This is a genomic window from Pantoea sp. AS-PWVM4 (genome assembly GCF_000468095.1).
Taxonomy (GTDB): domain Bacteria; phylum Pseudomonadota; class Gammaproteobacteria; order Enterobacterales; family Enterobacteriaceae; genus Pantoea; species Pantoea phytobeneficialis.
This window is the reverse complement of sequence record NZ_ASZC01000013.1, coordinates 23,706-47,494: the sequence shown is the minus strand read 5'-3', so window position 1 is coordinate 47,494 and position 23,789 is coordinate 23,706. Positions and strand designations below refer to the sequence as shown.

The following is a 23,789-nucleotide window of genomic DNA, read 5'->3' as shown; positions in this document are numbered from 1 at the left end:
TTACCACTTTTGCTGGTTAGCATTACCCGAAAAACCACTTAGTCATTTTGGTTATTTATTATGTCGAAGCTTTATTTAATCGTTAATATACGGGCCGGTAACCTATTCACTCTTCCGCCACTTTACGGTCCGGACTTCTGATACTGGAATTTTTAACGCGATGACGACTCAGGCACCCCCAGGTTCACTGCTGCCGCTAACCCCGGAGCAACTCGCGCGCTTACAGGCAGCGACTACCGATTTCTCTACCACCCAAATGGCATGGCTTTCGGGTTATTTCTGGGGCATGGTCAACCAGACGCCTGGTGCCGTTGCCACACCGGCACCGGTGCAGGCTGAGACGCCGACCATCCTGTTGATCTCCGCATCGCAAACCGGCAATGCCCGTCGCCTGGCGGAACAACTGCGCGATGACCTGCTGGCGGCAAAACTGAGCGTCAATCTGGTCAATGCTGGTGACTACAAATTTAAACAAATCGGCCAGGAAAAACTGCTGGTGGTGGTGACCTCCACCCAGGGCGAAGGCGAGCCACCAGAAGAAGCAGTGGCGTTACATAAATTCCTGATGTCGAAAAAAGCGCCAACCCTGAACGGCGCCGCCTTTGCCGTATTCGGCCTGGGCGACACCTCCTACGAATTCTTCAGCAAAGCCGGTAAGGATTTCGACAGCCGCCTGGCTGAACTGGGCGCAGAACGTTTGCTGGATCGCGTCGATGCCGATGTGGAATATGCGGAGCAGGCAAGCGCCTGGCGTAAGCAGATCACCGACATCCTCAAAGCGCGAGTGCCGAGCGAAGCGCCAGCCGTGGCAGCAGTAACCGCTGCGGGTAGCATTAATGAAATCCACAGCAGCCCCTACAGCAAAGAAGCTCCGCTGACTGCCAGCTTTGCCGTAAACCAGAAAATTACTGGCCGTGATTCCGATAAAGATGTGCGTCATATCGAAATCGATCTCGGTGATTCCGGTCTGCGTTACCAGCCGGGCGATGCCCTCGGTGTCTGGTTTGAAAACGATCCGGCGCTGGTTAAAGAGTTGCTGGAATTGTTGTGGCTGAAAGGCGATGAGCCGGTGACGATCCACGGTGAGACCTTGCCGCTGGCGGAGGCACTGCAACGTCATTTTGAGCTGACGGTTAATACACCGCAGATCGTTGAACACTACGCCGCGTTGTCACGTAACGATGCGCTGCTGGCGCTGGTCGGTGATAAGCCGAAACTCCAGCACTACGCGCAGAGCCTGCCGATTGTCGATATGGTGCGTCAGGCTCCGACTGAATTGAATGCAGAACAGTTGACCAGCCTGCTGCGTCCTTTGACGCCACGACTCTACTCCATCGCCTCTTCACAGGCTGAGAACGAGACTGAAGTGCATATCACGGTGGGTGCGGTGCGCTACGAGATTGAGGGACGTCAGCGTGGTGGCGGTGCTTCCACCTGGCTGGCGGATCGTCTGGAAGAAGACAGTGACATCCGGGTATTTATCGAACATAACGATAACTTCCGTCTGCCTGCCAACCCGGAAACCCCGGTGATTATGATCGGTCCGGGCACCGGTATTGCGCCGTTCCGCGCTTTTATGCAGCAGCGCGATAATGAGGGGGCAGGCGGTAAAAACTGGTTGTTCTTCGGCAACCCGCACTTCACCGACGATTTCCTGTATCAGGTTGAATGGCAGAAGTATGTCAAAGACGGCTTGCTGACCAATATCGACCTTGCCTGGTCGCGCGATCAGGCGGAGAAGATTTACGTACAAGATAAGATCCGCGCTAAAGGTGCGGAAGTGTGGCGCTGGATCGAAGAGGGCGCACACCTTTACGTCTGCGGCGACGCCAATCGCATGGCGAAAGACGTTGAGCAGGCATTACTGGATGTGGTGGTCGAGCACGGTGCAATGGATCGTGAAACGGCTGACGAGTTTTTAAGTGAGCTGCGCATTGAGCGCCGTTATCAGCGAGACGTTTACTAATGAGTGAAAAACACCCTGGACCGCTGGTCGTTGAAGGCAAGCTTGTTGACGCCGAGCGCCTGAAAAAACAAAGCAACTATCTGCGCGGCACCATTCTCGAAGATCTCGACGATGGCCTGACCGGTGGCTTTAATGGCGATAACTTCCTGCTGATCCGTTTCCACGGCATGTACCAGCAGGATGATCGTGATATCCGTGCGGAACGTGCGGCGCAGAAACTCGAACCGCGTCATGCCATGATGCTGCGCTGCCGTCTGCCGGGCGGCATCATCACGCCAACCCAGTGGCTGGCGATTGATAAGTTTGCCACCGAAAAAACCATTTATGGCAGCATCCGCCTGACCAACCGCCAGACGTTCCAGTTTCACGGCATTCTGAAGAAGAACGTGAAACCGACACATCAGATGCTGCATGAAGTGGGCCTCGATGCGTTAGCAACTGCCAACGACGTAAACCGTAACGTGCTCTGTACCTCGAACCCGGTGGAGTCGGCGCTGCATCAGGAAGCTTACGAGTGGGCGAAAAAACTGTCGGAGCATCTGCTGCCGAAAACGCGCGCCTATGCTGAGATCTGGTGGGATCAGGAGAAGGTTGCCACCACCGATGAGGAGCCGATCCTAGGTGAAACTTACCTGCCACGTAAGTTCAAAACCACGGTGGTGATCCCGCCGCATAACGACGTGGATCTGCACGCTAACGATCTCAACTTCATCGCCATCGCCGAGAAGGGCAAGCTGGTGGGCTTTAACCTGCTGGTGGGCGGTGGCCTGTCGATCGATCACGGTAACAAAGCCACCTATGCGCGCACCGCCAGCGAGTTTGGTTTCCTGCCGGTGGAGAAGATCCTTGATGTCGCGGCGGCGGTGGTGACCACCCAGCGTGACTGGGGCAACCGTACCGATCGTAAAAACGCCAAAACCAAATACACGCTGGAGCGCGTGGGCGTGGAAACCTTTAAAGCTGAAGTGGAAAAACGTGCCGGTATCACTTTCGGTCCGACGCGTCCGTACGAATTCACTAGCCGTGGCGATCGTATTGGCTGGATCAAAGGCGTCGATAAGAAGTGGCACCTGACGCTGTTTATTGAAAACGGCCGTCTGCTGGATTATCCGGGCCGTCCACTGAAGCGCGGCATTGCCGAAATCGCCAAAGTACATCAGGGCGATTTCCGCCTCACCGCTAACCAAAACCTGATTGTGGCGGGCGTGCCGGAGAAACAGAAAGCGCAGATTGAAGCCATTGCTCGTGAACACGGTTTGATGGAGCAGGTGACGCCGCAACGTGAAAACTCGATGGCCTGTGTATCTTTCCCTACTTGCCCGCTGGCGATGGCTGAAGCCGAACGTTTCCTGCCTTCATTTGTGACCAGGGTCGAAGAGATCATGCACGGCCACGGCGTGGGTGATGAGCACATAGTGTTACGCGTTACCGGTTGTCCTAACGGCTGTGGCCGTGCCATGCTGGCCGAAATCGGTCTGGTGGGTAAAGCACCAGGTCGTTATAACCTGCATATTGGCGGCAACCGCATCGGCACCCGTATTCCGCGCATGTATCGTGAGAACATCAACGAAGGGGAGATCCTCGCCAGCATTGATGAGCTGGTTGGACGCTGGGCAAAAGAGCGTAACGGTGAAGAAGGTTTTGGCGACTTCGTGATTCGCGCGGGCATCGTGAAGCCAGTGGTTGACCCCGCCCGTGATTTTTGGGACCCGGAGGCAGTATGACGGTACTCGATCTCGCAGCACTGAATGATTTACCCAAAATTGATCGTGTGATGGCGCTGGCGGAAACCAACGCGCAGCTGGAAAAACAATCGGCAGAAGAGCGTCTGGGCTGGGCACTGAAGCAGTTGCCTGGCGCGTTTGTGCTGTCGTCCAGCTTTGGTATTCAGGCGGCGGTGTTGCTGCATATGGTGACGCAACAACAGCCGGATATTCCGGTGATCCTCACGGATACCGGTTATCTGTTCCCGGAAACCTATCGCTTTATCGATGAGCTGACCGATAAGCTCAACCTGAATCTCCAGGTGTTCCGTGCGGAAACCTCACCGGCCTGGCAGGAAGCACGCTACGGCAAGTTGTGGGAGCAGGGCGTCGAAGGGATCGAGAAATACAACCAAATCAACAAAGTGGAACCGATGAACCGCGCGCTGGAAACGTTAGGAGCGCAAACCTGGTTTGCGGGTCTGCGGCGCGATCAGTCCGGCAGCCGCGCGCATTTGCCGGTGCTGGCGATTCAGCGTGGCGTATTTAAAGTGCTGCCGATTATCGACTGGGATAACCGCCAGGTACATCAGTACCTGAAACAGCATGGTCTGAAATACCATCCATTGTGGGACGAAGGCTATCTGTCTGTCGGAGATACGCATACCACCAAGAAGTGGGAGCCGGGGATGGCGGAAGAGGAAACACGTTTCTTTGGGCTGAAGCGCGAGTGCGGCCTTCACGAAGGTTAATCTTCTCACCGTAGCGGCGCGATTTATCGCGCGGTGTTTAAAAGACGCGCGATAAATCGCGCCGCTACGGTTCGGTGATTAAATTCCAGTTAATGCCGCAAATGCCTCACTGGCACGCGTCACATTCACCCTGGTTACGTCGTAATTCGCCACCGCGACAAAGGGGTCTTCCGCCAGGATCGCATCCAACTCAGCACGTTCCATATCCTTCACCAGCACCATGCCGCCGGTACGCGGATCTTTACGTCCAGCCGCAATAAACGCGCCGCTGGCGAAATAGCGATCCAGCCACGCAATATGTGGCGCGAGCAGCGTTTCCACTTCGGCCACCGGGCGGAAATAGTTCAGATAAACCACGTACATATCAGATCCTCAGGTTGTTGGATTCGCCAGCTCGGTGAGCAGTGGCAACAGAATTTTCACGCTATCACGCGTGCGTTGCGTGATACGCCCTGGTAGCCAGTGGTCGAGATAGTTCAAACTATCACGCTCGGTTTGGTGGCGTACGCTGCCATCCGGGAAGTGGCGGCTGCGTGCGCGCTGCTGTTGGCCATCTTTATTACCCAGCGCCCAGTTGCTGGCCGTCACGTCCAGCAGCGGCAACCCGGCTTTATCGAAGGGATTCACACCCGGATAATCCCGTGCGGTTAAGGTATGGGTCACAGCAGATATCCCCAGACGGTGCGCCAGTTGCACGGCACGGCCGCTGGTTTGCTTACGCACGGCGGAGGGGGTATTGATCCCGCTGTTAAAGTAAAGATGATCACCCACGATCAAACTGTTCAGATCAATCACCAACAGGGTGTTTTTCTTCTCTTTGGCATCCATACGCGACAGATAATCATCCATCCCGTGCAGCCCGGTTTCACCGGCACTCAGCGCCACAAAGCGCACGCCATAATGCAACGGCGTTTTGCTTAACTGTTGCGCCAGCTCCAGCATTACGCCAAGGCCGGAGGCGTTGTCATCCACGCCCTGTAAACGCAGACCGCCAAGGTTGTTGTCGGTTTCACGGCTGCTGAGTGGCGTCCAGGTATCAAGATGCGCCACGATCAGGATCTCCTGTGGCGCGCTACCGGCACGCGCGGCGATCACCGAAGTGGCAGTGACTTTGTGCCAGCGCATCTGACCCTGTTTTTCGCGCCAGTTATAACCGGTATTAAACTGACGGGTATTGCTCTGATAACCTAGCTGAGTGAACTGCTGACGCAGGTAATCCGCCGTCATCAGCTCTGCCGGGCTACCACTCATCCGGCCTGGAAAATAGGTTGCGATATGGCGCAATTGTTGTTCGGCAAACTGCCCCGGTACGCTGTCTGTGGCCTGAGCAAGGAGAGGAAAACCGCCCGCTATCACTGCTGCCAGCAGGGCGCGGCGGAGGGTGGCAAACATAGTGTGTCCTTTTCTGACATCCCGTCATGCTAAAAAAAATCTGCTTTAGTATGAAACTGTGACCGGTATTACACAATTTGAATTGCTCCGAAACGCCAGCAATATCATTTGCTAAGCACAAAATGTTCTCAACAATCCCGGCCCGTTATTCCATTCGGTAACTACTCATTCCAATTCGTAATTTCATCTGCCAGAAGGCAGGGACGTATAGTCGCGTTAACTTATTGTAAAACTGACAAGGTTAACGTGGATTATCTGCCTCTTTTTGCCGATCTCAAAAACCGTCCGGTGCTGGTTGTCGGCGGTGGCGACATTGCTGCGCGCAAAATCGAGCTGCTGCAACGTGCCGGGGCACGCGTGCTGGTCGCTGCGCGTGAGCTGGGTCATGAGTTGCAGGCGCTGCATGAGATTGCGGCGATTGAGTGGATTGCACAGACCTTTGATGCGGCGCAGTTGGATGGCGTGTTTCTGGTGATTGCCGCCACCGATGACAACGCCCTCAACAGCCAGGTATATGAAGCAGCCAACGCGCGTCACAAGCTGGTGAACGTGGTGGACGACCAGCCGAAATGCAGCTTTATCTTTCCCTCGATTGTCGATCGTTCGCCGCTGGTGGTGGCGATCTCCTCCAGTGGCACCGCGCCGGTGTTGGCTCGCCTGCTGCGGGAAAAAATTGAAGCGCTGCTGCCGGCCAACCTTGGGCAAATGGCCGAGGTTGCCGGGCAATGGCGTGACAAAGTGAAACAGCGTTACCGCCAGATGTCAGAACGCCGCCGTTTCTGGGAACGTGCCTTTAACGGCCTGTTTGCCAGCCAGATGGCGGCGGGTAACGTCAATGAAGCGCGTCGCACCCTGGATCGCGAGCTGGAAGACGACAGTGACAATCAGGGCGAAATTACCCTGGTGGGCGCAGGCCCTGGCGACAGTGGTTTGCTGACCCTGCGTGGCTTGCAGGTCATGCAACTGGCCGATGTGGTGCTGTATGACCATCTGGTCAGTGATGAGGTGCTGGAACTGGTGCGTCGTGATGCTGACCGGATTTGTGTTGGCAAACGCGCCGGTGCTCATTCCGTCCCGCAGGAAGAGACGAATCGCCTGCTGGTGCAACTGGCGCAGCAAGGTAAACGCGTGGTGCGCCTGAAAGGTGGCGATCCCTTTATTTTTGGCCGTGGCGGCGAAGAGTTACAGGCCGCCAAAGCTGCCGGTATCCCGTTTCAGGTGGTGCCGGGTATTACCGCAGCCGCAGGCGCAACCGCCTATGCCGGTATCCCTTTAACTCACCGTGACCATGCGCAGAGCGTGATGTTTATTACCGGTCAGTGCCGCGCAGACAGCAACGGCATCGACTGGCCGTCACTGGCACGCGCACGTCAGACGCTGGCGATCTATATGGGCACGGTGAAGGCGGCGGAAATAGCCACCGGACTGATAGAACATGGGCGCGATCCGGCGACACCTGTCGCGGTGATTGGTCGCGGTACGCGTCAGGATCAACAGGTGCTGACCGGCACCTTAGACCAGTTGGAGGCGCTGGCCGCCGTCGCGCCGACACCAGCCTTGCTGGTGATTGGTGAAGTTGTGAATTTGCACGGGCAACTCGCCTGGTTTCAACATTCAGCACAGCAGGGGACTCGCGAGTCCGCCGTTGTCAATTTGGCTTGAGGAAAAATTATGGACCAAAACCGACTCACTCATCTGCGCCAACTGGAGGCAGAGAGTATCCATATCATCCGCGAGGTGGCGGCCGAGTTCAGTAATCCGGTGATGATGTACTCCATCGGCAAAGACTCCTCGGTGATGCTGCATCTGGCGCGTAAAGCCTTCTATCCGGGTACGCTGCCATTTCCGCTGCTGCATGTTGATACCGGCTGGAAATTTCGCGAAATGTACGAGTTTCGCGATCGCACCGTCAAGGCGATGGGTGCAGAACTGCTGGTGCACCGTAACCCGGAAGGGGTCGCTATGGGCATCAACCCGTTTGTGCATGGCAGCGCTAAGCACACCGACATCATGAAAACCGAAGGCCTGAAACAGGCGCTGAACAAATATGGCTTCGATGCGGCCTTTGGTGGCGCGCGTCGCGATGAGGAGAAATCCCGCGCCAAAGAGCGTATCTATTCGTTTCGCGACCGCTTCCACCGTTGGGATCCGAAAAACCAGCGCCCGGAGCTGTGGCACAACTACAACGGCCAGATTAACAAAGGTGAGAGCATTCGCGTATTCCCGCTCTCCAACTGGACCGAACTGGATATCTGGCAGTACATCTTCCTCGAAAACATCGAGATTGTGCCACTGTATCTCGCGGCACCACGTCCGGTACTGGAGCGCGATGGCATGTTGATGATGGTGGATGATGACCGCATCGACCTGCAACCGGGCGAAGTGATCAAACAGCGTATGGTGCGTTTCCGTACCCTCGGCTGCTGGCCGCTGACCGGTGCGGTGGAGTCCGAAGCACAAACGTTGCCGGAAATTATTGAAGAGATGCTGGTCTCCACTACCAGCGAACGCCAGGGTCGTGTGATTGACCGCGACCAGGCCGGTTCGATGGAACTGAAGAAACGTCAGGGTTATTTCTAAGGAGACGCAGATGAATACCGTTATTGCACAACAGATTGCCGATCAGGGCGGCGTGGAAGCCTGGCTGACCGCGCAACAACATAAAAGCCTGCTGCGTTTCCTGACTTGCGGTAGCGTTGACGATGGCAAAAGTACGCTGATTGGCCGTCTGCTGCACGATACCCGCCAGATTTATGAAGATCAGCTCTCTTCGCTGCACAACGACAGCAAACGTCATGGCACCCAGGGCGAGAAACTCGATCTGGCGCTGCTGGTGGATGGTTTGCAGGCCGAGCGCGAGCAGGGCATCACCATTGATGTGGCCTATCGTTATTTCTCGACCGAGAAGCGCAAATTTATCATCGCCGACACGCCGGGACATGAGCAGTACACCCGGAATATGGCGACCGGTGCGTCCACCTGTGATCTGGCGATCCTGTTGATCGATGCGCGTAAAGGCGTGCTGGATCAGACCCGCCGTCACAGCTTTATCTCCACACTGCTCGGCATCAAGCATCTGGTGGTGGCGATCAACAAAATGGATCTGGTGGCGTACAAACAGGACGTGTTTGAACAGATCAAACAGGACTACCTCGATTTCGCCGCGCAGTTGCCAGAAGACCTCGATATTCGCTTTGTACCGATGTCGGCGCTGGAAGGGGATAACGTAGCATCGCCGAGCGAAACCATGCCGTGGTACAGCGGCCCGACCCTGCTCGACGTGCTTGAAACGGTGGAACTGAAGCGCGTGGTGGATCATCAGCCGATGCGTTTCCCGGTGCAGTACGTGAACCGTCCAAACCTCGATTTCCGTGGCTATGCCGGTACGCTGGCGTCAGGTGTGGTCAAGGTCGGCCAGCGCGTCAAGGTGCTGCCATCGGGCGTGGAATCGACGATTGCGCGCATCGTGACCTTTGATGGCGATTTGCAGGAAGCTGCTGCCGGAGAAGCCATTACCCTGGTGCTGGAAGACGAGATCGACATCAGCCGTGGTGACCTGCTGGTTGATGCGGGAGCCGAGCTGAAATCGGTGCAATCCGCCACCGTTAACGTGGTGTGGATGGCCGAGCAGCCGCTACAGCCGGGCCAGAGCTATGACGTGAAGATCGCCGGTAAGAAAGCGCGTGGCCGGGTGGAAAAAGTGATCCATCAGTTCGACATTAACACGCTGGAAAAACGCAGCGCCGACAGTCTGCCGCTCAACGGTATTGGTCTGGTGGAAGTCACTTTTGATGAGCCGATGGTGCTGGACAAATATCGCGACAATCCGGTGACGGGCGGCATGATTTTTATCGATCGTCTGAGCAACGTTACCGTGGGTGCCGGATTGATTGAAGAACCGCAAAGCGCTAACCGCGCCCAGGCAAGCCAGTTCAGCGAGTTCGAGCTGGAGCTGAATGCGTTGATTCGTCGTCACTTCCCGCACTGGAATGCTCGCGATCTGCTGGGTGGTCAGTAATGGCGCAACACGATGAAAACGTGGTGTGGCACGATCATCCGGTGACCCGTGCTGAGCGTGAGCAGCAGCACGGCCATCAGGGTGTGGTGCTGTGGTTTACCGGGCTGTCTGGCTCGGGCAAATCCACGGTGGCCGGGGCGCTGGAGCAGGCGCTGCATCGGCTTGGCGTCAGTACCTATCTGCTGGATGGTGACAACGTGCGTCACGGCCTGTGCCGTGACCTCGGCTTCAGTGATGACGATCGTAAAGAGAACATTCGTCGCGTCGGTGAAGTGGCCAAACTGATGGTGGATGCCGGGCTGGTGGTGCTGACCGCCTTTATTTCGCCGCATCGCGCTGAACGTCAGATGGTGCGTGACCTGCTGGCGGATGGGCAGTTTGTGGAAGTTTTTGTCGACACGCCGCTATCGGTGTGTGAAGCGCGCGATCCGAAAGGATTGTATAAAAAAGCGCGAGCCGGAGAACTGCGCAATTTCACCGGTATCGACAGTGTTTATGAGGCGCCAGAGGCGCCGGAAATCCACCTCGATGGTGAACAATTGGTTACAAAACTCACCGCCCAATTGTTAGACCTGCTGCGTCACCGCGATATCATCAGATCCTGAATAGACAGCGGCAAATCACCACGATTTGCCGCGCCGCGATTAGCGTCAACAGGAACTCTATGCAGAACGTTACCCCTATGCTGGCACGCAAAGATGAACGCACCCAGGATGAGCCTCGCTCGTCGCTACCGGGTGGTGTGATTGGTTTTCTCTCGTATTGGTGTGCGCTGGCAATTCCGTTCCTGCTCTACGGTTCCAATACGTTGTTTTTCTTCCTCTATACCTGGCCGTTCTTCCTTGCCCTGCTGCCAGTATCGGTGCTGATTGGTATTGTCCTCAGCCTGATGATGCGTGGTCATCTGTTCTGGAGTGGGGTGGTGACGGCGATCGTGGTGGTATGCCTGTTCTGGCTACTCTTCTCATTTCTCTCCGGCTGGTAGGCCGTGCCTGATGTGCAAACGCGTCGGCAGGTTACAAAACTTTACCTGCCAATTGCCGCACCAGTGAATCAATATTTGTACGGACAATCGTCCGTAAACGGCATTTTCGCTGCTGGAGTGGAGTCCGGCGCGAAGTTATGGGATGATTGAGCCGTTTTTCAGGGGGCTGGGATGGGAAAACTGACGCTATTACTACTCGTTTTGCTCGGCTGGCTTCAGTATTCGTTGTGGCTGGGCAAAAACGGGATCCATGACTATACGCGCGTCAATGATGATGTTGCGTCACAACAGGCGAATAACGCCAAACTGAAAGCGCGTAACGATCAGCTGTTCGCCGAAATTGACGATCTCAACGGCGGTTCTGAGGCTATTGAGGAGCGCGCACGTAATGAGCTGGGCATGATCAAGCCTGGTGAAACCTTCTATCGTCTGGTGCCAGACCAGAGCAAACGTAACGCGCAACAAGCTGCGCAAAATCAACAACGATAAACCATGAACAACCACTCTTCCTCTGCGGATGTGATCGCCGTAGTGCCCGCTGCCGGTATTGGCAGCCGCATGCAGGCTGCCTGCCCGAAACAGTATCTGACCATCGGTCAACTCACCCTTCTTGAACATAGCGTTGCTCGTTTGCTGGCACATCCTGCGGTCAAACAGGTGATTGTTGCTATCAGTCCCGATGATGGCTGGTTTGATTCGCTGCCATTGGCGCAGGACACACGCGTGCTACGCGTCACCGGCGGTGAGACGCGCGCCGAGTCGGTACTGGCCGGTTTGCAAGCGGTGACGCACGGGGAGTGGGTGTTGGTGCATGATGCGGCGCGGCCGTGTCTGCATCCTGATGATTTAGCGCGTCTGCTGGCGGTGCGTCAGCACAGCAAAGTGGGCGCGATTCTGGCGGCACCGGTGCGCGATACCATGAAGCGCGCCGAACCGGGTAAAGCCGCCATTGCGCACACCGTTGAGCGTGAAGATTTATGGCACGCGCTGACGCCACAATTTTTCCCCCATGCGCTGCTGATGGCCTGCCTGACGCGCGCCCTGAATGAGGGCGCGACCATCACTGATGAGGCCTCGGCGCTGGAATACTGCGGTTACCATCCCGAACTGGTGAGCGGCCGCAGTGATAACATTAAGGTGACGCGGCCAGAAGACCTGGCGCTGGCGGCCTTTTATCTTACCCAGATTCAGTTAAAGGAGAGCGCATGATGCGTATCGGTCACGGCTTCGACGTCCACGCCTTTGGAGGCGAGGGTCCTCTGGTGATTGGTGGGGTGCGTATTCCCTTCGAACACGGTTTTATTGCCCATTCTGATGGCGACGTGGCACTGCACGCGTTGACCGATGCGCTGCTGGGCGCAGTGGCGATGGGAGATATCGGTAAACTGTTCCCTGATACCGATCCGGCTTATGAAGGGGCGGATAGCCGTGGTTTGCTGGGCGAAGCCTGGCGTCGTATTCAGCAGAAGGGTTACCAGATCGGTAACGTTGACGTCACCATCATCGCCCAGGCACCGAAAATGCTGCCGCATGTACCGCAGATGCGTGTGAATATCGCTGAAGTTCTTGGCTGTCATATGGATCAGGTGAATGTTAAAGCGACCACCACGGAAAAACTGGGTTTTACCGGGCGTGGCGAAGGTATTGCCTGTGAAGCTGTGGCACTGCTGGTGAAGGTGGCTGGCGCATGAGTGAACTGCTGTACCTGCACGGTAAGCCGCGCGCCACCGGCGTGATTAAAGCCAATCCAGAAGATTTTGTCGTCATTGAGGATCTTGGTTATCCCTATGACGGCGAAGGTGAACAGTTGTTGGTACGCATCCGTAAAATCGGTTGCAACACCCGCTTTGTCGCCGAAGCGCTGGCGAAGTTTCTCGGCGTGCATGTGCGTGATCTCAGCTATGCCGGGATGAAAGACCGCCATGCGGTGACCGAGCAGACGCTGTGTTTCCGTTTACCGGGCAACGCGATGCCTGATCTGTCTGAATTTAAGCTGGAAGGCGTAGAAATCCTGCAGGTGGTGCGCCACAAGCGTAAACTACGTACCGGTGCGCTGGCGGGGAATGCGTTTCGTCTGGTGATCCGTCAAATCTCGGATCAGACCGTGGTGGAACAGCGTTTACAGAAAATTCAGAAAAGCGGTGTGCCGAACTATTTTGGTGAGCAGCGTTTTGGCCGTGAGGGTAATAATCTGACCCAGGCACAGCAGTGGGCGCAGGATCGCTTCCGCCCACGCGATCGCAACAAAAAAGGCTTGTTGCTCTCGGCCACCCGCAGTCATCTGTTTAATCAGGTCACCAGCGCGCGTTTGCAGCGAGACGGCAATCTCGACGCAGTGATGAGCGGCGATGCCTTGCAACTGACCGGGCGTGGTAGCTGGTTCGTCGCGCAGACAGAAGAATTGACTGAACTGCAACAGCGCGTGAATCAGGATGAACTGCGGATCACCGCACCGTTGCCTGGTCGTGGCGACTGGGGCACCCAGGTGGAAGCGCTTGAATTTGAACAGCACAGCCTGGCAGGTGCGGCAGAATTGATTACACTGCTTGAGCGTGAACGTGTTGATGCGGCACGCCGCGCGATGCGTGTGGTGCCAAAGGACTTGCACTGGAACTGGTGGGATGATGTGACGCTGGAGATGGCGTTCTGGCTGCCTGCGGGCAGCTTTGCTACCAGCGTCGTGCGTGAGCTTCTCCAACAAGAAGGTAACGATGCGGATATTGCTGAGTAATGATGACGGCATTCATGCTCCGGGCATTCAGACCCTGGCGCGCGCACTGCGCCAGTTTGCTGAAGTCCAGGTGGTCGCACCCGATCGCAATCGCAGCGGCGCGTCAAACTCGCTGACGCTGGAGACACCGCTTCGTACCTTTACCCATGAAAATGGTGATATCGCCGTGCAGATGGGCACCCCGACCGACTGCGTGTTTCTGGGGGTGAATGCCCTAATGCAACCGCGTCCGGATATTGTGGTCTCCGGTATCAATGCCGGTCCCAATCTCGGTGATGATGTGATTTATTCCGGCACCGTGGCCGCCGCGATGGAAGGTCGCCATCTTGGCTTACCGGCGCTGGCGGTATCGCTGAATGGGCATCAACATTATGCCACGGCTGCCGCTGTTACCTGCGCGTTGTTGCGGGCGTTAACGCGTGAACCGCTGCGCACCGGTCGTATTCTCAATATCAATGTGCCTGATCTCCCGCTGGAGGAAGTGAAAGGCTTCCGCGTGACGCGTTGTGGCAGCCGTCATCCTGCCGACCAGGTCATCTGCCAGCAAGATCCGCGTGGCAACACCCTGTACTGGATTGGGCCGCCGGGAGAGAAACTGGATGCTGGCCCGGATACCGATTTTGCCGCGGTGGATGCGGGTTATGTCTCGATCACCGCGTTGCATGTTGACCTGACCGCCCCGGCGGCGCAGGTGGTGTTAAGCGATTGGTTGACCCAGGCGGAGGTGGATTTGGCATGGTGAACCGGCGCGTTGAAACCTTGCTGGCGCAACTGCGCGCCCAGGGTATCCATGATGAACATCTGCTGAAAGCCATCGCCGATGTGCCGCGTGAGCGTTTTATCGACGAAGCCTTCGAACACAAAGCCTGGGACAATGTCGCGTTGCCGATCGGTAGTGGGCAGACCATTTCACAGCCCTATATGGTGGCGCGCATGACGGCATTGCTGGAACTCAATGCTGACGCGCGCGTGCTGGAAATTGGCACTGGTTCAGGCTATCAGACGGCGATTCTGGCCCATCTGGTCAATCACGTTTATTCCGTAGAACGCATCAAAGGGTTGCAGTGGCAGGCGAAACGCCGCCTGAAGCAACTCGACCTGCATAATGTTTCAACTCGCCACGGTGACGGCTGGCAGGGCTGGGCCGCACGCGGTCCGTTCGATGCCATTATCGTTACGGCGGCACCTCCTGAAATTCCGACTGCGCTGATAGCACAATTGCGTGACGGCGGCAGAATGGTGCTGCCGGTTGGGGAAGATCAACAAGTGTTAAAACGTCTGCGCCGTCAGGGAGATGAGATGATCGAAGAGATTATCGAACCCGTCCGCTTTGTGCCTTTAGTACAGGGCGACCTGGCCTGAAGCTCTTCGTACTTGTTCACAACTGTTACATGGCACGGCGCAGTTGATCTTGTTACTATCCTTGTTAATCAATGCTAAAGGCCGTTTCACCTGCATTATGCAGTGTAAAATGCGGTTGCGCAGACACAGTCATATCCAGGATTGCCATCACGGGGGATCAATGAGCACGGGAAGCACAACATTTCAATTACGCCGTCTGGCGGCACTGACACTGGTCGGATTTTGGCTGGCAGGCTGTAGCTCCAGCGATAATACACAAGCACCCATCAGCCAGATCGGTGGCAACGGTGGTATGAACGATACCTCGGGTGGCGGCGTACCTACGATGCCGCACGGCGGAATGTTAAGCGGTGGCGTACCTTCTGCACCGCCATCGGGCGGAATGATTAGTGGTAATAATAATGTGACGACGCAAAATGGTCGCATTGTGTACAACCGCAATTATGGGAATATTCCGAAAGGTAGCTATGGTGGCGAAACTTACACCGTTAAACGTGGCGACACCTTGTTCTATATTGCGTGGATTACCGGCAATGATTATCGCGACCTGGCGCAACGTAACAACATCCCCGCCCCGTATAGCCTGAACGCCGGGCAAACGTTGCAGGTTGGGAACGGTGCCGGACAGTCAATTACCGGTGGTAACGCTATCACTGCCGCTGATGCAACTCAGGGTGGCGTACCTGTCACACCGGGTTCTTCGCAAATTAAATCTGCCCCGGTTGCACAGCAACCTGTTATTACGTATTCTGATGATTCGGGTAATTCTTCAGGCAGCAAATTGTTGCCGTCGAAAGGGGCAAATAATGTGGCAACGACCACAGCTCCGGTTATCGCACCACCCACAGTCAGCAGCACGACGGATAGCACAACCCCGGTGGGAAGCTGGCGTTGGCCGACTGATGGGAAGATTATCGATAACTTCTCCGCTGCGGAAGGCGGAAACAAAGGGATCGATATCGCCGGTTCGCGTGGACAACCTGTTGTCGCCACTGCTTCGGGTAGGGTGGTATACGCAGGCAACGCGCTCCGTGGGTACGGTAATTTAATCATCATCAAACACAATGATGACTACCTGAGTGCCTACGCCCATAACGACACAATGCTGGTCCGGGAACAACAGGAAGTTAAAGCTGGGCAAAAAATAGCTACGATGGGTAGCACCGGAACCAGTTCAGTACGATTGCATTTTGAAATTCGTTACAAGGGGAAATCCGTAAATCCGTTGCGTTACTTACCGCAACGATAATCCGGCAGAACCCAGGTGTTCTGCCCTTGGATCACGGGTAGGAGCCGCTTATGAGCCAGAATACGCTGAAAGTTAACGAGTTACACGAAGATGCGGAATTCGAGGAGAACGGAGCTGAGGTTTTTGATGAGAAGGCTCTCGTTGAGAACGAACCTGGTGATAACGATGTAGCGGAAGAAGAGTTGTTGTCACAGGGTGCGACGCAACGCGTTTTGGATGCGACGCAGCTCTACCTCGGAGAGATTGGTTATTCTCCATTGTTAACGGCGGAAGAAGAGGTGTTCTTTGCCCGCCGCGCATTACGAGGCGACATTCCTTCTCGTCGCCGCATGATTGAAAGTAACTTACGTCTGGTGGTGAAAATTGCCCGTCGTTACAGCAATCGTGGTCTGGCGCTGCTGGATCTGATTGAAGAGGGTAATCTCGGCCTCATTCGTGCTGTAGAGAAGTTTGATCCGGAACGTGGATTCCGCTTCTCGACTTACGCCACATGGTGGATTCGTCAGACCATTGAACGGGCAATCATGAACCAAACCCGTACTATTCGTCTGCCTATCCACATTGTTAAAGAGTTAAATGTCTATCTGCGTACCGCGCGTGAACTTTCGCACAAACTCGATCATGAGCCGAGTGCCGAAGAGATTGCCGAACAGCTGGACAAACCGGTTGATGATGTAAGCCGTATGCTACGTCTCAACGAGCGTATTACCTCGGTTGACACACCGTTGGGTGGTGATTCCGAAAAAGCGCTGCTGGATATCCTGGCCGATGAAAAAGATAACGGCCCGGAAGACACCACGCAGGACGATGATATGAAACAAAGCATCGTTAAGTGGTTGTTTGAACTGAATGCCAAGCAGCGTGAAGTGCTGGCGCGTCGTTTCGGCCTGTTGGGCTATGAAGCGGCAACGCTTGAAGATGTGGGCCGCGAAATCGGTTTGACCCGTGAGCGTGTTCGTCAGATTCAGGTGGAAGGGCTGCGTCGTCTGCGTGAAATTCTGCAGACTCAGGGCCTGAATATAGAAGCGCTGTTTCGTGAATAAACCGTAATCGCTACATAAAAACGGTGACCATCTGGTCACCGTTTTTTTATGCCTGCGATTCAGGATGGTGATTGACACGGGATCCCTTAAGCAGGGTTGTAGACCCTGGTGCTGACATACATTCCGTAGCGGCGCGATTTATCGCGCGCCTTTTTCTTGCACTCTGCACAGAATTGCGCGATAAATCGCACTGCTACTGATAACTCATTGTTATACAAGTGTTTTTAGGCGATAGATCCACTCCAGCGCCTGACGTGGCGTCAGGGTGTCGGGATCCAATGCTTCCAGCGCTTCCACTGCCGGTGAGGTGTCCGCTACCAGTAATGGTAACTGAGAACCTTCCACCGTCGAGGCGGCAGTGCTCCCCGACAGCGCTTCCAGCTCCTTCAACTTGTGACGGGCTCGTTTGATCACCTCTTTCGGTACACCCGCCAGCGCCGCTACGGCAAGGCCATAACTTTTGCTGGCCGCGCCATCCTGCACGCTGTGCATAAACGCGATGGTGTCACCGTGTTCCACGGCATCCAGGTGTACGTTGACCACGCCTTCCATTTTTTCCGGTAGCGTTGTCAGCTCGAAATAGTGGGTGGCGAATAGCGTCATGGCTTTGATACGGTTAGCCAGGCTTTCGGCGCAGGCCCACGCCAGCGACAGACCATCATAGGTTGAAGTGCCGCGACCGATTTCATCCATCAACACCAGGCTATGCTCGGTGGCGTTATGCAGAATATTGGCCGTTTCGGTCATTTCCACCATAAAGGTAGAACGCCCGGACGCCAAATCGTCAGCCGCCCCTACGCGGGTAAAGATGCGATCGATTGGGCCGATCACCGTCTCTTCAGCAGGCACGAAGCTGCCGATCCAGGCCATCAGCGCAATCAATGCCGCCTGACGCATGTAAGTACTTTTACCGCCCATGTTGGGGCCGGTAATAATCAGCATACGTCGCTGTGTCGAGAGCGAAAGCGGGTTGGCGATAAAGGGTTCTTTCAGAACCTGCTCCACCACCGGGTGTCGACCTCCCGTGATGCGGATCCCCGCTTTCTCCTGAAGCACCGGACGGCAATAGTTGAGGGTCCAGGCGCGCTCCGCCAGGTTACTCAGTACATCGAGTTCGGCCAGCGCCGCCGCGCTTAATTGCAGGGCTTCAAGATGTGGCAGCAGGCGGTCAAACAGCTCGTCGTACAGGCCTTTTTCCAGAGCCAGCGCTTTCCCTTTTGAGGTCAGCACCTTGTCTTCGTACTCTTTCAGCTCAGGAATGATATAGCGCTCGGCATTCTTAAGCGTCTGGCGGCGCACATAATGGATGGGCACCAGATGGCTTTGACCACGGCTAACCTGAATGTAGTAACCATGAATTGCGTTAAAGCCAACTTTAAGCGTATCCAACCCCAGTTTTTCCCGCTCACGAATTTCCAGGCGGTCAAGGTAATCGCTGGCACCGTCGGCCAGCGCGCGCCACTCATCCAGTTCGGCGTTATAACCTGGCGCAATCACCCCGCCATCACGCACCAGAACTGGCGGTGATTCAATAATGGCATTTTCCAGCAATTCGCGCAGTTCGCTGAACTCGCCCATCTGGCTACGCAACTGCGTGAGTTGTGGCGCGTTCACCGTTTGCAGTAGGGTATTCAGCTCCGGCAACTGCTGGAAGGCATGGCGCATACGCGCCAGGTCGCGCGGGCGTGCGGTGCGCAACGCCAGACGGGCAAGGATACGTTCCAGATCACCAATCTGACGTAAAACCGGTTGTAGCTCTTCGCTGTGCGCCTGTAATTCCGCAATCGCTTCCTGACGGCGTGCGATGGTGTCGACATCACGCAATGGCATATGTAACCAGCGTTTCAGCATACGACTGCCCATCGGCGTGACGGTTTTATCCAGCACGGCGGCCAGGGTATTGTCGGTGCCACCGGCGAGATTTTGCGTGATTTCCAGATTGCGACGCGTGGCAGCATCCATGATCACGCTATCCTGCTGGCGTTCCATACTGAGCGAGCGGATATGCGGCAGTGAGGTGCGTTGGGTATCTTTGACATATTGCAGCAGACATCCCGCCGCGCGCAGCGCCAGATGCGCCTGTTCAACGCCAAAACCGTTGAGGTCGCGCGTGCCAAATTGCAGGTTTAACTGCTGGCGTGCAGTATCGATTTCATATTCCCAAAGTGGGCGACGACGCAGGCCGCGTCGTTGGTCGATAAGCGACATCGCCTGAAAATCTTCGGGATAGAGTAATTCGGCCGGGTTAGTACGCTGCAACTCGGCAGCCATCGTTTCCTGATCACCGGGTTCGCTCAGGCGAAAACGTCCTGAACTGATATCCAGCGTGGCGTAGCCAAAACCACGCTGGCTCTGGAAAATGGCGGCCAGCAGGTTGTCCTGACGCTCCTGTAGCAGAGCTTCATCGCTGATGGTTCCTGGGGTGACAATACGTACGACTTTGCGTTCGACCGGACCTTTGCTCAACGCGGGATCGCCAATTTGCTCGCAAATTGCGACCGATTCTCCTAACTGGACCAGTTTCGCCAGATAACCTTCAACGGCGTGATAGGGGACACCTGCCATCGGAATGGGTTCGCCTGCTGACGCACCACGTTTGGTGAGAGAGATTTCCAGCAGCTGCGAGGCGCGTTTTGCGTCATCGTAAAAAAGCTCATAAAAATCGCCCATGCGATAGAACAACAGAATGTTAGGATGATCGGCCTTCAGACGCAGGTATTGCTGCATCATGGGCGTATGGGCGCTGAAGTCCATTTGCTCTGCTCCTTTCATCTCTTTCTCACTTTATATTTACTCTTTGATGACCTGCGGCGCATGGTTGCCACAGGGGAAGATGTCGTCATCACGATGGGGCAACAACGAAAGAGGGGATGTTACCATTTTTACGGCATCTCCTTCATCCGCCCACGGGTTTTTCGGTTGCCGACCATAACAAATTGCTGTGTCAGGAAAAAATAAAAAAACGGGAAAAGAGTAAAGTATGGAGATGGGTCGCAAATTTTGTCTGTCAGCACGATGGCAGAGATAACTGACGTAAATTTAAGATATTGCCCTGTAAGTCGGGTATCTGAACGATTAATATGTGTGCTTTAGTTTCGTCTGGTTTATGGATATCCGATGCGTTTTAAGGTTGCTTTTCTCCCGCTTATTGCTCTGCTTGCTGCCTGTAGCAGTAAGCCTCATACCTCTCAGCAGCCCGCTGTTGTTTCTGCCCCGCAGGGGGGCTTTTTACTGGATGCATCCCATGCAAATCAGCCCATGTTTGGCGATTTTGCCGGTAATCCCGCTGCTGAAAAATTTATTGACGAGATGGTGGCGAAGCATGGTTTTGACCGCCAACAATTGCATGCGGTAATTGGTCAGGCAAAGCGGTTGGATTACGTGCTGCGTTTGATGGACCAACAGGCACCGAGCTACACACCACCCACTGGGCCTAACGGTGCCTGGATTCGTTATCGCAATAAATTTATCACCCCTGATAATGTGCAAAACGGCGTTGCCTTCTGGAATCAATACCAGGATGCGCTGCAACGTGCCCAGCAGGTATATGGCGTGCCGCCGGAAATTATTGTCGGCATTATTGGCGTAGAGACGCGCTGGGGCCGGGTAATGGGTAAAACCCGTTTGCTGGATGCGCTGGCAACCCTTTCGTTCAGCTATCCACGCCGTGCAGCCTACTTTAGCAGTGAGCTGGAAACCTTCCTGCTGATGGCGCGTACCGAACAGGATGACCCGCTGGATCTCCGTGGTTCTTTTGCCGGGGCGATGGGGTACGGCCAGTTTATGCCTTCTTCGTATAAGCAGTATGCGGTCGACTTCAACGGCGACGGACATATCAATTTGTGGGATCCGGTTGATGCCATCGGCAGCGTCGCTAATTACTTCAAAGCGCATGGCTGGCGGGCTGGCGAGACGGTTGCCGTCCCCGCCAGTGGCCAGGCACCTGCACTGGAAAATGGTTTTAAAACCATGTACCCGGTCAGCATGCTGGCAGCGAGTGGTTTGACGCCTCAAGGTTCACTTGACGGTAACCAGCAGGCCAGTTTGTTGCGCCTCGATCTCGGCACCAGTTATCAATACTGGTACGGGCTGCCCAATTTCTATGTCATAACTCGCTACAATCACAGCACGCATTATGCTATGGCGGTGTGGCAACTGGGTGAAGCTGTCAGCAAAGCGCGGCAGGGTGCGATATTTTAATGCTGTCCTTACAGTTAGTAAGGAGATAAGATGGCGCCCCTTTTGCGGCGCCATCTTTGCCGCGACTTTTTCTCTGAGGAGCGCTTATGAATACCTTACCGGCCTGTCCTGAATGTCACGCTGACTATACCTGGCAGGATGGCGAGAAGCTGAACTGTCCATCTTGCGGCCATATCTGGTCTCTGGGTGCTGAAGATGCAGCAACTGATGGTCTGGTGGTGCGCGATGCGAATGGCAACCTGCTGGTGGATGGTGATAGCGTCACCGTTATCAAAGATCTGAAAGTCAAAGGTAGCTCTTCGACCCTGAAAATCGGCACGAAAGTTAAAAGCATTCGTCTGGTTGAAGGCGATCACAATATCGATTGTAAAATCGATGGTTTTGGGCCGATGAAGCTCAAATCTGAGTTCGTGAAAAAGAACTGATGATCGGACGGCTTAGCGCCGCCCGTATTCCTTTTTATGCCAGCAGGCGATCGATTTCCGCGCACTGCGCTGCACTCAATTCACCGCCGTAGTTGCGCGAATGGCTGGCCATTGACTCAAAACGGCGGGCGACGGCAGTTTTGATAGTAGTGACAAAATCATCACCAATGGTATAGATCGCCATTAATTGACCGATGCGTTGTTGAATGGTGGTTAACTGGCGCAAATCACCTGCGCGCCACGCCTGCATTGCCTGCGCAAACAATTCCGGCACGATATTATTCAGACCTGAAATCACGCCAGCTCCCCCTGCCAGCAGATTAGGCAGCAAGTATTCGTCATACCCCGACAGCACGGCAAAATCGCTACGGACTTTTCGTGTTTCTTCAATCAGCGCACGATTGTGTGACAGGCAATCGACGGTATCTTTAATCCCGATAAAATTGGGCAATTCTGCCGCCAGCTCAGCCACCAGGGTCGGTGTCAGATCGCAACCAGTGCGCGCCGGGAAATTATAGGCGAACCATTTGCCACCCAATTGTCGGTCGAGAGCTTTAAAGTAGCTCAGCAATTGTTTTTGCGTCTGACCATAGTAATAAGGCGGTAGCACCATCACCGCATCAAAACCGTTTTGCCATGCGCTTTCAGCCAGTTGCAGCATATCTGGCACGCAGGTACTGGACACGTTCGCGACCATCGTTAATGGCGAGAGCTGGCGGGCTTCGCGCAGCAAACGCAGCCTTTCCGGTTGGGTGAGCGAAGCAAATTCGCCAATGCTGCCCATTAACAAAATTGTATCAATTCCTGAATCATTGAGCCGGGAAAAGTGGCGACCCAGGGCATCAACATCCACGTTACCGTGGCTATCAAAAGGGGTTACCGACGGACACCAGACACCAGCCAGTGCAGGTTGTGTAGCCATAGCAAACTCCTTGTTATGAAAAAATGAAACGTCGTTTTAACTTAATGCCCATTGTCATGACTGACCAGACCCTGATGTTAAAAAAGGTGAGATACCGCACTTTTCCTCCCTGCAAAGTGGAAAAAGCGGGTAGTGTTTGGTTCTTCGGGTAAAACAGGAGCGTTCAAATGCAAGACTGGAATCCACAGCTGTATCGGCAGTTTGAATCAGAAAGGACTCGGCCAGCCCGCGAATTGCTGACACGGATTGCAACCCCTGATGTGCGCTATGCTACGGATTTGGGGTGTGGGCCGGGTAACAGTACTGAATTGTTGGCACAGGCCTGGCCGGAAGCGATCGTCACCGGCATCGACAGTTCAGAGGCCATGTTGGAGCAGGCACGCGAGCGCCTTCCGGATTGCCGTTTTGCGCAGGCTGATATTCGTCATTGGCTGGCGGAGCAACCGCAGCAGGTGATTTACGCCAACGCCTCATTGCAATGGTTGGGCGATCACCAGACGTTGCTGCCGCACCTGGTCAGTCAGCTCGATATCGGTGGATCTCTGGCGATTCAGATGCCTGATAACCTTGAGGAACCCTCACATCGCCTGATGCGTGAAGTGGCGGCGACTGAGCGTTGGCGAACTCATATTTCGCCTCAGGCTGCCGATCGTAAACGCTTACTTACCACCGAACAGTATTATGATTTGCTGAACGATGCTGGCTGTGAGGTTGATATCTGGCGCACCACTTATTACCACGTTATGTCCGATGCGCAGGCCATCATTACCTGGTTGCGTGCAACGGGATTGCGTCCTTTCCTCGCTGGTTTGGATGAAAGCCAGCAAAAGGCCTTTTTAGCGGAATATCATCAGCGATTAATTCCTGCTTATCCGAGCCGTAGCAATGGCAAGGTTTTGCTGGCTTTCCCGCGTCTTTTTATGGTGGCGATGAAAACCCGCTGAAACTTGTGGAAGCCCGCGCGCAAAACGCAACATCAGGGTTGAAAAGGGTCCTTCGCTGCACCATTTCCTGTTAACGTGAGCGCCAGATAAGGAGAAG

Annotated in this window: 23 protein-coding genes; 19 read left to right on the top strand and 4 right to left on the bottom strand. The window is 55.0% G+C overall.

Annotated features, from left to right (window positions below; all coding sequences use genetic code 11):
• Positions 1-160 precede the first annotated feature (160 nt).
• From cysJ to L579_RS12150, 3 genes are read left to right on the top strand one after another with little or no spacing between them, the layout of a single operon-like run.
• Positions 161-1,966: an NADPH-dependent assimilatory sulfite reductase flavoprotein subunit gene (gene cysJ / locus L579_RS12160; protein ID WP_021184532.1), complete on the top strand. Its 1,806-nt coding sequence runs from the start codon at positions 161-163 to the stop codon at positions 1,964-1,966.
• A complete protein-coding gene (gene cysI / locus L579_RS12155) occupies positions 1,966-3,690 on the top strand; it encodes an assimilatory sulfite reductase (NADPH) hemoprotein subunit (RefSeq protein ID WP_021184531.1) in 1,725 nt (574 codons plus the stop codon). The genes cysJ and cysI overlap by 1 nt, the downstream gene beginning before the upstream one ends.
• Positions 3,687-4,421 carry a phosphoadenylyl-sulfate reductase gene (locus tag L579_RS12150; protein ID WP_021184530.1) on the top strand — a complete coding sequence of 245 codons (735 nt, stop codon included), beginning with the start codon at positions 3,687-3,689 and terminating at the stop codon, positions 4,419-4,421. The genes cysI and L579_RS12150 overlap by 4 nt, the downstream gene beginning before the upstream one ends.
• A 78-nt stretch (positions 4,422-4,499) precedes the next feature.
• Here the strand turns inward: L579_RS12150 and L579_RS12145 are convergent, their stop codons facing one another.
• Together L579_RS12145 and L579_RS12140 are read right to left on the bottom strand one after the other, a co-directional pair.
• The gene (locus tag L579_RS12145) at positions 4,500-4,784 is read right to left on the bottom strand and encodes a YciI family protein (protein WP_021184529.1); all 285 of its coding nucleotides are present in this window, start codon (positions 4,782-4,784) and stop codon (positions 4,500-4,502) included.
• 9 nt (positions 4,785-4,793) lie between these two features.
• Positions 4,794-5,813 carry an aminopeptidase gene (locus L579_RS12140; RefSeq protein ID WP_021184528.1) on the bottom strand — a complete coding sequence of 340 codons (1,020 nt, stop codon included), beginning with the start codon at positions 5,811-5,813 and terminating at the stop codon, positions 4,794-4,796.
• Between the two features lie 246 nt (positions 5,814-6,059).
• Between L579_RS12140 and cysG the strand changes: the two genes are divergently transcribed.
• The 13 genes from cysG to rpoS all read left to right on the top strand — a co-directional run bounded on the left by cysG (position 6,060) and on the right by rpoS (position 17,201).
• Positions 6,060-7,475, top strand: coding sequence for a siroheme synthase CysG (gene cysG, locus L579_RS12135; RefSeq protein ID WP_021184527.1), 1,416 nt, complete (start codon positions 6,060-6,062; stop codon positions 7,473-7,475).
• Positions 7,476-7,484: 9 nt separating this feature from the next.
• The gene (gene cysD / locus L579_RS12130) at positions 7,485-8,393 is read left to right on the top strand and encodes a sulfate adenylyltransferase subunit CysD (RefSeq protein ID WP_021184526.1); all 909 of its coding nucleotides are present in this window, start codon (positions 7,485-7,487) and stop codon (positions 8,391-8,393) included.
• A 10-nt stretch (positions 8,394-8,403) separates the two neighbouring features.
• Positions 8,404-9,831, top strand: a complete 1,428-nt coding sequence (gene cysN, locus L579_RS12125; protein WP_021184525.1) for a sulfate adenylyltransferase subunit CysN — start codon at positions 8,404-8,406, stop codon at positions 9,829-9,831.
• Positions 9,831-10,436: an adenylyl-sulfate kinase gene (gene cysC, locus L579_RS12120; protein ID WP_021184524.1), complete on the top strand. Its 606-nt coding sequence runs from the start codon at positions 9,831-9,833 to the stop codon at positions 10,434-10,436. The genes cysN and cysC overlap by 1 nt, the downstream gene beginning before the upstream one ends.
• Positions 10,437-10,495: 59 nt before the next feature.
• The gene (locus L579_RS12115; protein ID WP_021184523.1) at positions 10,496-10,816 is read left to right on the top strand and encodes a DUF3561 family protein; all 321 of its coding nucleotides are present in this window, start codon (positions 10,496-10,498) and stop codon (positions 10,814-10,816) included.
• A gap of 171 nt (positions 10,817-10,987) precedes the next feature.
• Positions 10,988-11,305, top strand: a complete 318-nt coding sequence (gene ftsB / locus L579_RS12110; RefSeq protein WP_036626556.1) for a cell division protein FtsB — start codon at positions 10,988-10,990, stop codon at positions 11,303-11,305.
• 3 nt (positions 11,306-11,308) lie between these two features.
• Entirely contained in the window at positions 11,309-12,025 is a 717-nt protein-coding gene (ispD, locus tag L579_RS12105; RefSeq protein ID WP_021184520.1) for a 2-C-methyl-D-erythritol 4-phosphate cytidylyltransferase, read from the top strand.
• A complete protein-coding gene (gene ispF / locus L579_RS12100; protein WP_036626582.1) occupies positions 12,025-12,507 on the top strand; it encodes a 2-C-methyl-D-erythritol 2,4-cyclodiphosphate synthase in 483 nt (160 codons plus the stop codon). Before ispD ends, ispF begins: the two co-directional genes overlap by 1 nt.
• Entirely contained in the window at positions 12,504-13,547 is a 1,044-nt protein-coding gene (gene truD / locus L579_RS12095) for a tRNA pseudouridine(13) synthase TruD (protein WP_021184518.1), read from the top strand. The genes ispF and truD overlap by 4 nt, the downstream gene beginning before the upstream one ends.
• A complete protein-coding gene (gene surE / locus L579_RS12090; protein ID WP_036626555.1) occupies positions 13,528-14,289 on the top strand; it encodes a 5'/3'-nucleotidase SurE in 762 nt (253 codons plus the stop codon). The genes truD and surE overlap by 20 nt, the downstream gene beginning before the upstream one ends.
• Positions 14,283-14,909: a protein-L-isoaspartate(D-aspartate) O-methyltransferase gene (locus tag L579_RS12085; RefSeq protein ID WP_021184516.1), complete on the top strand. Its 627-nt coding sequence runs from the start codon at positions 14,283-14,285 to the stop codon at positions 14,907-14,909. The genes surE and L579_RS12085 overlap by 7 nt, the downstream gene beginning before the upstream one ends.
• Positions 14,910-15,069: 160 nt before the next feature.
• A complete protein-coding gene (gene nlpD / locus L579_RS12080; protein WP_021184515.1) occupies positions 15,070-16,158 on the top strand; it encodes a murein hydrolase activator NlpD in 1,089 nt (362 codons plus the stop codon).
• Between the two features lie 50 nt (positions 16,159-16,208).
• Complete coding sequence (gene rpoS / locus L579_RS12075; RefSeq protein WP_013510222.1) at positions 16,209-17,201, top strand: RNA polymerase sigma factor RpoS; 993 nt, start codon at positions 16,209-16,211, stop codon at positions 17,199-17,201.
• A gap of 210 nt (positions 17,202-17,411) precedes the next feature.
• On the opposite strand, the gene mutS is transcribed toward rpoS, so the two are convergent.
• Complete coding sequence (gene mutS, locus L579_RS12070; protein WP_021184514.1) at positions 17,412-19,955, bottom strand: DNA mismatch repair protein MutS; 2,544 nt, start codon at positions 19,953-19,955, stop codon at positions 17,412-17,414.
• 363 nt (positions 19,956-20,318) lie between these two features.
• On the opposite strand from mutS, the gene mltB reads away from it, so the two are divergent.
• A complete protein-coding gene (gene mltB / locus L579_RS12065; RefSeq protein ID WP_021184513.1) occupies positions 20,319-21,401 on the top strand; it encodes a lytic murein transglycosylase B in 1,083 nt (360 codons plus the stop codon).
• An 86-nt stretch (positions 21,402-21,487) separates the two neighbouring features.
• Positions 21,488-21,826, top strand: coding sequence for a zinc ribbon domain-containing protein YjdM (locus L579_RS12060; protein WP_021184512.1), 339 nt, complete (start codon positions 21,488-21,490; stop codon positions 21,824-21,826).
• 34 nt (positions 21,827-21,860) lie between these two features.
• Here L579_RS12060 and L579_RS12055 read toward each other — a convergent pair whose 3' ends face one another.
• Positions 21,861-22,748, bottom strand: a complete 888-nt coding sequence (locus L579_RS12055; protein WP_021184511.1) for a dihydrodipicolinate synthase family protein — start codon at positions 22,746-22,748, stop codon at positions 21,861-21,863.
• Positions 22,749-22,915: 167 nt separating this feature from the next.
• Between L579_RS12055 and tam the strand changes: the two genes are divergently transcribed.
• Complete coding sequence (tam, locus tag L579_RS12050) at positions 22,916-23,692, top strand: trans-aconitate 2-methyltransferase (RefSeq protein WP_021184509.1); 777 nt, start codon at positions 22,916-22,918, stop codon at positions 23,690-23,692.
• Positions 23,693-23,789 lie beyond the last annotated feature (97 nt).

Bases quoted from the DNA above. Each gene is read 5' to 3' on its own strand.
- cysJ (WP_021184532.1), top strand. From the start codon at position 161: ATGACGACTCAGGCACCCCCAGGTTCACTGCTGCCGCTAACCCCGGAG.
- cysI (WP_021184531.1), top strand. From the start codon at position 1,966: ATGAGTGAAAAACACCCTGGACCGCTGGTCGTTGAAGGCAAGCTTGTT.
- L579_RS12150 (WP_021184530.1), top strand. From the start codon at position 3,687: ATGACGGTACTCGATCTCGCAGCACTGAATGATTTACCCAAAATTGAT.
- L579_RS12145 (WP_021184529.1), bottom strand. From the start codon at position 4,784: ATGTACGTGGTTTATCTGAACTATTTCCGCCCGGTGGCCGAAGTGGAA.
- L579_RS12140 (WP_021184528.1), bottom strand. From the start codon at position 5,813: ATGTTTGCCACCCTCCGCCGCGCCCTGCTGGCAGCAGTGATAGCGGGC.
- cysD (WP_021184526.1), top strand. From the start codon at position 7,485: ATGGACCAAAACCGACTCACTCATCTGCGCCAACTGGAGGCAGAGAGT.
- cysN (WP_021184525.1), top strand. From the start codon at position 8,404: ATGAATACCGTTATTGCACAACAGATTGCCGATCAGGGCGGCGTGGAA.
- cysC (WP_021184524.1), top strand. From the start codon at position 9,831: ATGGCGCAACACGATGAAAACGTGGTGTGGCACGATCATCCGGTGACC.
- L579_RS12115 (WP_021184523.1), top strand. From the start codon at position 10,496: ATGCAGAACGTTACCCCTATGCTGGCACGCAAAGATGAACGCACCCAG.
- ftsB (WP_036626556.1), top strand. From the start codon at position 10,988: ATGGGAAAACTGACGCTATTACTACTCGTTTTGCTCGGCTGGCTTCAG.
- ispD (WP_021184520.1), top strand. From the start codon at position 11,309: ATGAACAACCACTCTTCCTCTGCGGATGTGATCGCCGTAGTGCCCGCT.
- ispF (WP_036626582.1), top strand. From the start codon at position 12,025: ATGCGTATCGGTCACGGCTTCGACGTCCACGCCTTTGGAGGCGAGGGT.
- truD (WP_021184518.1), top strand. From the start codon at position 12,504: ATGAGTGAACTGCTGTACCTGCACGGTAAGCCGCGCGCCACCGGCGTG.
- surE (WP_036626555.1), top strand. From the start codon at position 13,528: ATGCGGATATTGCTGAGTAATGATGACGGCATTCATGCTCCGGGCATT.
- L579_RS12085 (WP_021184516.1), top strand. From the start codon at position 14,283: ATGGTGAACCGGCGCGTTGAAACCTTGCTGGCGCAACTGCGCGCCCAG.
- nlpD (WP_021184515.1), top strand. From the start codon at position 15,070: ATGAGCACGGGAAGCACAACATTTCAATTACGCCGTCTGGCGGCACTG.
- rpoS (WP_013510222.1), top strand. From the start codon at position 16,209: ATGAGCCAGAATACGCTGAAAGTTAACGAGTTACACGAAGATGCGGAA.
- mutS (WP_021184514.1), bottom strand. From the start codon at position 19,955: ATGGACTTCAGCGCCCATACGCCCATGATGCAGCAATACCTGCGTCTG.
- mltB (WP_021184513.1), top strand. From the start codon at position 20,319: ATGCGTTTTAAGGTTGCTTTTCTCCCGCTTATTGCTCTGCTTGCTGCC.
- L579_RS12060 (WP_021184512.1), top strand. From the start codon at position 21,488: ATGAATACCTTACCGGCCTGTCCTGAATGTCACGCTGACTATACCTGG.
- L579_RS12055 (WP_021184511.1), bottom strand. From the start codon at position 22,748: ATGGCTACACAACCTGCACTGGCTGGTGTCTGGTGTCCGTCGGTAACC.
- tam (WP_021184509.1), top strand. From the start codon at position 22,916: ATGCAAGACTGGAATCCACAGCTGTATCGGCAGTTTGAATCAGAAAGG.